Raw genomic sequence first — 1,100 nt, 5'->3', positions numbered from 1 at the left:
GGCGTTTCTTCCCCTGTGCTGTCTATCCTGTCAGTCCATGACTCCATAACTCCCGAAAGATATAACCTGATATTAAACTCTGTTTTATTCATAGTATCACCCTCCAAACAAAAACACTACAAAACACGCGATACATCTTCTTTGAAAGCAAAGTATATTTTTTTCGCTCTCTTGATAGGTATGTCTATGCCTGCGCTCTCTAACTCCATAGCGACACGATACCACGTATAACCGTTATACCCTTTATACCTTAACTCTATGATTCTTTTTTCTGATACTGTTAAAGTATTGTATAAAGCTCCTAAAAGTTCAAGTGTTCGCCTTAATCCTATCAGCTCTTTATCCTCTTCCATGCGTTCCTTGTCTAATGTGTTCCCCTCTGGCTCCGCTGTGCCTTTGTAAGCTGTTCTAATCCCTAGGTTGTCCTGTTTTACCCTGTATATATAACGGCTCTCAATTGCTTTTATTTTGGCTTGTGTGCGTCCGTTAATATAATCGCTTATGATTCTATCTGTTTTATCTTTCACGCTTCCCCCTCTCTGCTTGCTAAGGTTCTAAGTTCTTCCTCTGTTAGATTCTCAAAAGGGTTACTAACTTTTAAATTCCCTTTGATATTAATGTCTTGGGTAAGCGGGTAACGTTTTAAGATTTCAGCACTCGCCCTAATGACTTGATTAGTGTCAGGGTGTTTGTCTATGACATCACCCTCTGCTGTTATCACTTGCTCTGTATGCTCTCCGCGTACTATCTGTGTTAATATGGTTAAAGTCTCCTCTGCGGTTGCTATGGCATTGTTTGAAATGTCTTTTAACTTGCTATCAATGTATTTTTTTAAGTCAGGTTTAGTCAGGTTTTCGGCTCCTATCGACTTCGCTGTTTTTTGGCTATACCCTGCATTAATAGCCGACTGCGTGGCGTTTCCTGTTTTTATATATTCGTCGCAAAATTTACGCTGTTTAGGTGTCATTGTTTCCCCTCGTTTCTGTTTATATGTCCTTTTGATTATAACAAAGTAAAAAGACAAGTTTTATAAGTTTTATAAGTTTTTTATTTCCACATAACGTTAAAAAAGCCCAGTCATTGACTAGGCTCTTTTTGTT

General features: G+C 38.4%; 2 protein-coding genes. Both read right to left on the bottom strand.

Annotation, left to right across the window (positions count from 1 at the left end; genetic code table 11):
- Positions 1-116 precede the first annotated feature (116 nt).
- A complete protein-coding gene (locus AB0N14_RS40325) occupies positions 117-527 on the bottom strand; it encodes a RinA family protein (RefSeq protein WP_010905042.1) in 411 nt (136 codons plus the stop codon).
- Positions 524-967, bottom strand: coding sequence for a terminase small subunit (locus AB0N14_RS40320; protein ID WP_010905043.1), 444 nt, complete (start codon positions 965-967; stop codon positions 524-526). The genes AB0N14_RS40325 and AB0N14_RS40320 overlap by 4 nt, the downstream gene beginning before the upstream one ends.
- Between the last annotated feature and the right edge of the window lie 133 nt (positions 968-1,100).

Origin of the sequence: Streptomyces sp. NPDC051104 (assembly GCF_040682835.1) — a bacterium.
Taxonomy (GTDB): domain Bacteria; phylum Actinomycetota; class Actinomycetes; order Streptomycetales; family Streptomycetaceae; genus Streptomyces; species Streptomyces cynarae.
The sequence above is the reverse complement of the archived record's forward strand: the minus strand, read 5'-3'. Positions and strand labels throughout refer to the sequence as shown.

Excerpts from the sequence above, each read along its gene's own strand:
- AB0N14_RS40320 (WP_010905043.1), bottom strand. The coding sequence starts at position 967 with ATGACACCTAAACAGCGTAAATTTTGCGACGAATATATAAAAACAGGA.